Origin of the sequence: Geitlerinema sp. CS-897 (assembly GCF_028368005.1) — a bacterium.
Lineage (GTDB): Bacteria > Cyanobacteriota > Cyanobacteriia > Cyanobacteriales > Geitlerinemataceae > Baaleninema > Baaleninema simplex.
Window position 1 is genome coordinate 1 of sequence record NZ_JAQNCQ010000346.1, and the last position, 8829, is coordinate 8829.

The 8829-nt window shown below is 53.2% G+C and carries 4 protein-coding genes; all 4 read left to right on the forward strand.

The genetic code is table 11. The annotated features are described in order from the left end of the window. Positions 1–128 precede the first annotated feature (128 nt). The 4 genes from POG22_RS21920 to POG22_RS21935 all read left to right on the forward strand — a co-directional run bounded on the left by POG22_RS21920 (position 129) and on the right by POG22_RS21935 (position 8695). Complete coding sequence (locus tag POG22_RS21920; protein WP_498907117.1) at positions 129–2204, forward strand: glycosyltransferase 61 family protein; 2076 nt, start codon at positions 129–131, stop codon at positions 2202–2204. 578 nt (positions 2205–2782) lie between these two features. Continuing rightward, complete coding sequence (locus POG22_RS21925) at positions 2783–3697, forward strand: M28 family peptidase (RefSeq protein WP_498907120.1); 915 nt, start codon at positions 2783–2785, stop codon at positions 3695–3697. 80 nt (positions 3698–3777) lie between these two features. Continuing rightward, the gene (locus POG22_RS21930) at positions 3778–8274 is read left to right on the forward strand and encodes a PAS domain S-box protein (RefSeq protein WP_498907118.1); all 4497 of its coding nucleotides are present in this window, start codon (positions 3778–3780) and stop codon (positions 8272–8274) included. An 82-nt stretch (positions 8275–8356) separates the two neighbouring features. Next, a complete protein-coding gene (locus POG22_RS21935; protein WP_498907119.1) occupies positions 8357–8695 on the forward strand; it encodes a response regulator in 339 nt (112 codons plus the stop codon). The last annotated feature ends 134 nt before the right edge of the window (positions 8696–8829 follow it).

An 8829-nucleotide genomic window follows, 5' to 3' on the forward strand; every position in this document is an offset into this window, starting at 1 on the left:
CGACCAACTCTTGGAGTTGTTATCGTCCTCGGGTTGTTCTCCACCCCTCTCGACGAACCCAAGATAAGGTTACTCCGGTTTCTCGTGGCCAGGTTTGAGGCTTTTTTCATTAAGCCTCACCTGTTGCGGTGACTAATTACCTCGAACAAAACCGACCCCACGACGCCTTAAACTGCTTCCGCGAGGCATTAAACCAATTTGGCGATCGCGCCGGAGTTCACAACAATCTCGGCCGAACCTACTACGCACTCGAACAATTCGATCTCGCCATCGCCAGTTACCTGAAAGCAATACAACTCGATCCCAACTTCGCCCTCGCCCACGAAAACCTCGGAAAAGCCTTCGATCGCCAAAAACAACCCGCCGCCGCCCTCGCCTGTTTCCAAAAAGCCAGCGAACTCGACCCGGATAACCTCAATTTCTACGGCTATTGCAGTTGGATGTGGCTGCGACTCGACTCTCCTGTGGAGACGCTTCACGAACGACTCGAAAACGCTATTGCTGCACTACAACAAGCGATCGACAAGTCGCCCCCGCGCGATCGCCAATGGTTGCAAAACCTCCTCGAAAGAGAAATTCCCCACAGCAACGATCCCTACGAAATCGCTTGGAAAACCCGCCGTCAGGTTCTTCGCGATCTTCTCCATCAAAGCCCTTGCGATCGAACCGCGAGATCGATCGCCCGTCTTTACCAAGCCTGGGGGGATACTCGCCTGGCTTACGATTCCTTTCCCGAAGCCGAAGCCTATTACGACATCGCCCTTCGCATCGACCCGGAAAACACCGACGCAGAGCGAGGTTTAGGGGCAGCACAGACGCGGATGAAACGGCGACAAGAACAGATCGATCGCGCCACAAAGTACCGCCAGTTTCCTATCCCTGAAGGACTCTATCCCACCGTCAAAGCTTGGCTGACATCGCGATATCCCCATCCCCCCAACCCCTCTTACCAAGCGCATCCCCTCAACCCCCCTTACCAAGGGGGGCTATGGGGGGATGTTTCCGAAACTGTTCGAGGCGATCGCGAACGTCCGCCCCACAACGATCTCAGCAAGTGCGACGGCATCAACTGCAAACGCTGTCTGAGGCGGATTCACCAAACTTACGCCCCTATCGGACTCAGTCAAAACCTCTATCACTGTTCCGCCGAAACCACCCTTCCCGACATCGCTCTCGATACCTTCACCGCCGACATTCCCCAGGGGCGAATTTGGGCGATGCCTCAAAGCAGTTGGTGGAAAGTCTGCGAAGCGATCGCCGTCATGTCACCCGACAACGACCTTCTGGCGGACATTTCCCGAGAATATCCCGGCGAACTCCCCGGTTGCGACAACGCCACCACCAACCGCAGCCAACATCGCATTTTTACAAAACATACTTTACCTGCTCTCGAAACGGTCAACGGAACGGTTGCTGTATTGTGCGGACTCTCGGCAAACGTTTACTTTCATTGGATGGTGGATATTCTGCCCCGTCTCGACATTTTGCGACGCAGCGGCTTTCCCGAAGGCGAGATCGATTGGTTTTACGTCAACAGCATCGACAAACCTTTTCAACAGCAAACCCTGGAACTTTTAGGGGTTCCCTTGCAGAAAGTTATCGAGAGCGATCGACATCCTCACTTACAAGCGACTCGCTTGGTGGTGCCGTCTTTTCCCAGTCATATCGGTTGGGCGACTCCGCAATCGATCGACTTTCTGCGATCGACCTTTCTTCCTCTAGCGGAAACCACTCCACCGCCGCTGTTTTCAACGCAACCGTCTCAGCCAGACAACGAGTTACCCGAACGCATTTATATCAGCCGACAACAGGCGAAATATCGTAAGATCGTTAACGAAGCGGAGATTATTGAGTGTTTGGCGGCTTACGGTTTCGTTCCCGTCGCTCTCGAACATTATTCGATCGTCGAACAAGTGCGTTTGTTTGCCAATGCCAAAGCGGTTATCGCGCCTCACGGTGCGGGGTTGACGAACTTGCTTTTCTGCCAAGCTGGTACGGTGGCCGTCGAACTTTTTTCGCCGAATTATCTTCGCTATTATTACTGGTCGATCTGTCGATATTTACAATTCGACCATTACTATATTGTGGGGAAATCTTTTCGCTGCGATCCGCTGCGACAGTTGCTTTATCCTGACTCTTTAACTGAAGATTTTTGGGTGGAGGTTGAAACCGTCAAGAAATTACTCGAACGGCTGTTTTTGTAGAGGTGCGATCGGGAGCATTTCAAAAATGGTAACTGTTCAGGGGGGTCAACATCTCGCACAAATTCCTCTAAACGCTTGACACGTATAGGTTTCAGGCATTCTTCTCCAGCGAGGAGAATGTCAGTACAGACCCCAAAAAGCAGTTCGATCCTCGCCTTAGCCGGAAACAGCAGCGTAGAAATCAATCAGAAAATCAATTGCAGGCTGTTTTCCATGCTGATTTCACTCAAAGTCATGTCTGGAGAATTTTCGAGATACCCCCTGAATAGTTACCGATTGTTGATTGGTCGATCTTGAATATCTACAATACAAAATAGCGAATAAGTTTTTCAATAATTTATTTAAGATTAAGTGCGATCGCATCCAGTTACCGCTCGAAGCACCTTGAAGTTTTATAAAATTCCGCGCCTGGAAAATTTCTAAATTCTAGAATACTTTAACTCAAACTTTTGAGGGCGATCGCAATTCTTAAATATCTTGAAATATTTTCGATCGTGTACGAGCCGATCGGTTAGTTTTAGGGAGGTAAAAGCTTAAAACTTAGACTGTCGAGAACAGGAGGACGATCGCTCGTGTTAATGCCCGGAACCAGCTATAGCGGGCCGCTCCCGCCCTTAACTCCCGAGGAAATCGCCCTGCGCGATCGCCTCAACGCCGATATCGAGCGCATCAGTGCCAACGGCGAACACAATTACATCGCTTACGACAACCTGCTCGCGGTGGCCGACTTCATCGAAGACGAATTTGCCAAAGCTGAATACGAAGTGCGATCGCAAGCCTACGACATCGAAGGCCAAACCTTCCGCAACCTAGAAGTCGAACGTCTCGGCACCGAAACCCCCGAATCGATCGTCATCGTCGGCGCCCACTACGATTCCGTCGTCGTCTCTCCCGGTGCGAACGATAACGGCAGTGGCGTCGCTGCCATCTTAGCCTTAGCCCGTGCGTTCGCCCGCGTCAGCCCCAAACGCACCCTTCGGTTTGTCGCATTTGCCAACGAAGAACCGCCCTTTTTCCAAACCGAAGAAATGGGAAGCGTCGTCTATGCCAAACGATGTCGCCAAAGCAACGAAAACATCGTCGCCATGCTCTGCTTAGAAACCATCGGCTACTACGACGACGCACCGGGAAGCCAAAACTATCCTATGGGATTGCTCGAAAACATCTATCCCATCACCGGAAATTTTCTTAGCGTCGTGGGCAATTTAGACTCGGCCTTTTTAGTGCGTCAGGTGGTGGGAGAATTTCGCGATCGCACCCAATTTCCCTGCGAGGGTGCGATTCTTCCCGGTAGCGTTGCGGGAGCGGGATGGTCCGATCACTGGGCGTTTTGGCAATACAACTATCCGGCGGTCATGGTGACCGATACCGCCCCGTTTCGCTATCCCTACTACCACACCGCAGAAGACACCCCCGATAAAGTCGATTTCGATCGCCTGGCTCGAGTCGTCATGGGTTTGCAACGCACCCTCGACGCCCTCGTGAATTCCTAAATTCCCAAAGCGATCGGCGAACCCTGCTGGCAAAACTTGTCAAAATAACAACAACCATTTCAAACCTGCCAGCCATCACCATGACTTCACTGCCGATCGCCGTGCCGATCTTCGACCTCGATCGCGTCATCGATCGATCTCCCCCTTGCGTCCCGGCGGACTTTCCCCTGCTCGAAGCTATGGTTCTCATGAGCCACCGACGCCCCGACAACGAGTCGAACGATCCCTCTGACGAGGCGAACTGGCAATGCTCCATCGGCGATCGCACCTGTACCCTCCTCAACCCCAGCAGCTACGTTCTCGTCGGAACGCCCGATCGCCTCGAAGGAATCCTCACCGAACGCGATACCGTCCGCCTGGCCGCCGAAGGTCGCGCTCTCGATACCCTGAGCGTTGGCGAGGTCATGAGTTCGCCGCTCGTTGGCATTCCCCAACGCGAACTCACCGACATTTTCGCCGTTCTCGCTAAATTCCAACAGCACAACATTCGCCATCTTCCCGTTCTCGACGATCGCCGACGACTGCTCGGCGTTATCGAACGAGGTCAGTTGCGCGAACTCCTGCATCCCGTCGCCTTACTGCGCCTGCAAACCGTTCGCGACGTCATGCAAACCGACATCGTCGTCGCGCCCCCTCACGCCTCAATTCTCGAACTCGCGAAACGCATGGCCCGACATCAAGTCAGTTGCGTTCTCGTCGCCGACGGCCTCCCAAACGAGACATCTCTAACATCGCCGGGATGCGTCGAACCCCTCGGAATCGTTACCGAGCGGGACATCGTACAGTTTCAGGTCTTGCAACTCGACCTCACCCACACCACCGCCGCAACGGTGATGAGTTCTCCGCTACACGCCACCACCCCCCCAAGCAGTCTGTGGTCCGTTCACCAACAGATGCAACACCATCACATCCGCCGTGTCGTCGTCCTCGACCTTCAAGGAAAACTCGCCGGACTCATCACCCAAACCACCGTTCTCAAATCCCTCGATCCCGGCGAACTCTACACCGCCGTCGGGACGCTATACGATCGGGTTTGTCGGCTCGAAGCCGAAAAAGTCACGCTCCTCGAAACGCGCAATCGCGATCTCGAACGTCAAATCGACGATCGCACCCACCAACTGCAACAGGAACGCAACTTTATCGCCGCCGTCCTCGATACCGCCGGAGCCTTCGTCCTCGTCCTCGATCGCGAGGGTCGCATCGTACGCTTCAACCAAACCTGCGAACGCCTTACGGGATATCGCTTCGAGGAGGTGCGGGGACGCCGTCCTTGGGAGCTGTTTTTACCGCCCGAACAAATCGAAACCGTGCGCGGAATGTTCGCACAACTGCGGGGCGGGCGATCGCGCAACCATCACGTCAACGCTTGGGTGGCCAAAGACGGAACCCAACGCGTTATCGAATGGTCGAACAGTATCCTCACCGACGATCGCGGCGAGGTGACTTACGTTATCGCCACGGGAATCGACATCACCGAACGCCAGCAGATGGAAGACGCCCTGCGAAATCTCGTGACGGGGATGTCCTGTCGCCACGGTAACGCCTTTTTCCAATCTCTCGTCACCTATCTCGCCCGCGCCCTTCAGGTCGAACGGGCGTTTGTGGCGCAACTGAGCGACGACGGAACGTGCGTTCGCACCCTCGCCCAGTGCGACGGCGGCCGCTCCATCGAAAACGAGGAATACTTCCTCGACGCCACCCCGCTTCGAGCGGCGATCGCCGGTCGGGTTTGTCTGGTTCGAGAGCGGGTGCGACAGCAGTTTCCCGACGCGAGTTGGCTCGAGCGATCGCAGGCCGAAGCCTTTGCGGGAGCGCCTTTACTCGATCGCGCCGGAAACGTCCTCGGACTCGTCGCCGCCATTGGAAGCCGCCCCATCGAAACGCCTCATTTCGTCGAAGATATTCTCAACGTCTTCGCCGCTCGGGCTAGTTCCGAACTCGAACGCCAAACCGCCGAACGTGCGTTGCGAGCGGAAGAGGCCAAATTTCGCCAACTGACGGAAAACATTCGCGAAGTCTTCTATATTTTCAGTGCCGATTTCCGTCAGTGCGTCTACGTCAGTCCCACCTTCGAGGCGGTGTGGGGGTTCGATCCCCGACATCTCGAAGAAAACCCCCTACGCTGGATAGATTTCGTTCATCCCGACGAACGCCAAGCGCTCGATCTGGCTCTGCAAGACTTTCAGACTCGCCTTCACTTCGACGGTGAATATCGCATCGTCCGTCCTGACGGAGAACTGCGCTGGATTCGATCGCGAAACTTCCCCGTGCGCGACAGCAACGGTCGCATTTACCGCATCGCCGGACTCGCCGAAGACATCACCGAGCGAAAACGAGTGGCCGAACGGCTGAAACAACGGGCGGAGTTCGAGCATTTTCTCAACCGAGTCGCACGCAGCATCCGTCAGTCTCTCGATCTCGACGCAACGCTGAAAACGGTCGTCACTGAGGTTCGACAACTGCTCGAGTGCGATCGCGCCCTCGTTTATCGTTTCGAGGAGGATATGAGCGGAACCATCGTCGCCGAATCGGTTCTTCCGCAGTGGACGAGCGCCCTGGACTATCACATTGAGGATACCTGCTTTCAAATGGGGGCGGGAATGCTGTACCGTCTCGGACACCGACGGGCGATCGCCAATGTCGGCCAGGCGGGGGTGAGCGACTGTCACCGCCAACTGCTCGATCGCTTTGAAGTCAAAGCCAATCTCGTGGTTCCGATTTTGTTGCGAGCCGACAACAACTACGAAACGCAACTTTGGGGACTGCTGATCGCCCACCAGTGTAGCGCTCCTCGTGCTTGGCAGCCTAGCCAGCTCGACCTGCTCGAAGAACTGGCGGTTCAATTATCTTTAGCGATTCAACAGTCGCAACTTTACGGAAAACTCTGTACCGAACTGACCCAGCGAGAACGCATCGAAGCCGAACTGCGACAAGCCAAACTCGACTTAGAACGGCGCGTGAGCGAACGAACTGACGAACTGCGTCGGGCTAACGATCGCCTGCAACGGGAAATTCGCGATCGCCAGCGAGCAATGGCGGTTCTCGAGCGTCAAAATCTCAAGTCTCACTTGTTCGCACAAATCGCCTTTAAAATTCGCCAGTCCCTGAAACTCGAGGAAATTTTACAGACAACCGTGGCGGAATTGCAACAAATTTTAGGGTGCGATCGCGTCCTCGTCTATCGTGTCTTGCCCAACGGTACCGGAGGTACCATCGCCGAAGCGGTGACGCCGGGATATCGACGCGTCCTCAACTGGAACTTCTCTGAAGAAGTCTTTCCCCTTGAATACCAGCAGCTTTACGGACGGGGAACGGTGCGAGCGGTGGCGGACGTGCAGGCGGCTTACGAAACCTCGACTCCGTGTTTGTCGACGTTTTTGCAGGACTGGCAAGTGCGAGCGAAATTACTCGTTCCCGTTTTGCAAAGCGAAGCGCTGTGGGGATTTATTATCGCGCATCAGTGCGACGGTCCGCGACAGTGGAGCGACGACGAACTCGAGTTGATGTTGCAAGTGGCGGATCAGTTGAGCGTGGCGTTATCGCACACGCAGCTCGTGGAAGCCCTAGAGAACAGCGAGCGTCGGTTTCGCGCCACGTTCGAGCAGGCGGCGGTGGGCATCGTTCTGGCGCGAACGGACGGCCAGTTTACGCGCATCAATCAGAAGTTTTGCGATATTCTCGGATATTCTCATGAGGAACTGTTGCAGAAAACCTTCGATGACATTACGCATCCCGACGATCGCGTGCGATCGCGCCGGGGAATTCGCGCCGTTCTCGCCGGACAGATGAAGACTTTTTCGACTGAAAAACGGTATTTGCGTCGAGATGGATCTTTTGTCTGGGGATACTTAAGCGTGTCGTTAGTGCGTCACGACTCGGGCGAACCGGATTATTCGATCGGTGTCGTCGCAGATATTAGCGATCGCAAACGAGCTGAAGAACGCTTGAAAACTTCAGTAGCAGAAAAAGAAGTGTTACTTAAAGAAATTCACCATCGGGTTAAAAACAATTTATACGTGATTTCTAATCTTCTCGAATTACAATCCGACATTCTTCAAGACGAACGCACGCGATCGCTATTTGCGGACAGTCAAAACCGAATACAAACGATGGCACTCATTCACGAACAGCTCTATCAATCTGACGATTTAGCTTGCATTAATTTTACAGAATACTTAAATCGATTAGTCGAAAATCTTGTATTTTTTCAAGATAGCGATCGCGGTAATATCGAAACAGAAATTGAAGTCGATCCAGTTCGTTTAAACTTAGAAATCGCAATTCCTTGTGGATTGATTGCGAACGAACTCGTGACTAACGCATTTAAATATGCGTTTCCAAACCGTTCTTCTGGACAAATTTCAATTCGCGTTAAAGAACTTTCTCAACAAAAAATATATCTCGAAATAGGAGACAACGGCATCGGCTTACCCGAAACTTTAGATTGGAAAAATACCGAATCTCTCGGACTCAGGCTCGTCAACTTACTGGCAGAACAACTCGAGGCGATCGTAGAAGTCGATCGAGAGAACGGTACAGTCTTTCGGTTGACGTTTCCGATACTGCCCACAACCTAACAGTTTTGAGGAGATCGAACAGATCGAACGATCTACGGTTTGCGATTTCAAAGTTCTCTGCGTCACGCTTTTTAAAATGGGTATGTCAGACGTTAAAATTCTCATTGTCGAAGACGAAACTATCGCAGCGGCCAACATCGCTCGCCACCTCGAAAAGCGAGGATATATCGTTACAGCTCGAGTCGGTTCGGGAGAAAAAGCCTTAAAGCAAATCGAAGACAATCCCCCCGATCTCGTCTTGATGGACGTTCACCTCCGAGGAACCATCGACGGTATCGAAGCCGCTGCTCGCATTCGAGAAAAAACGCAAATTCCCGTAGTTTACATTACCGCCTACGCTGACGACGATACCATCGAACGAGCCAAATATACCGAACCCTACGGCTATCTCGTCAAGCCCTTCAAACCACAAGATATTTAGGGCTTGCTGAAAAGAAGTGAAAAGCTTACGACGTAAGGCTTAGAGGAGTCTTGACATGGCTTCGAGAACCCGAAAAAGAGGTAAAATTGGAAATTCCTGTGCATCCGGCAAGAAAAAATGTATCAAAAATCACA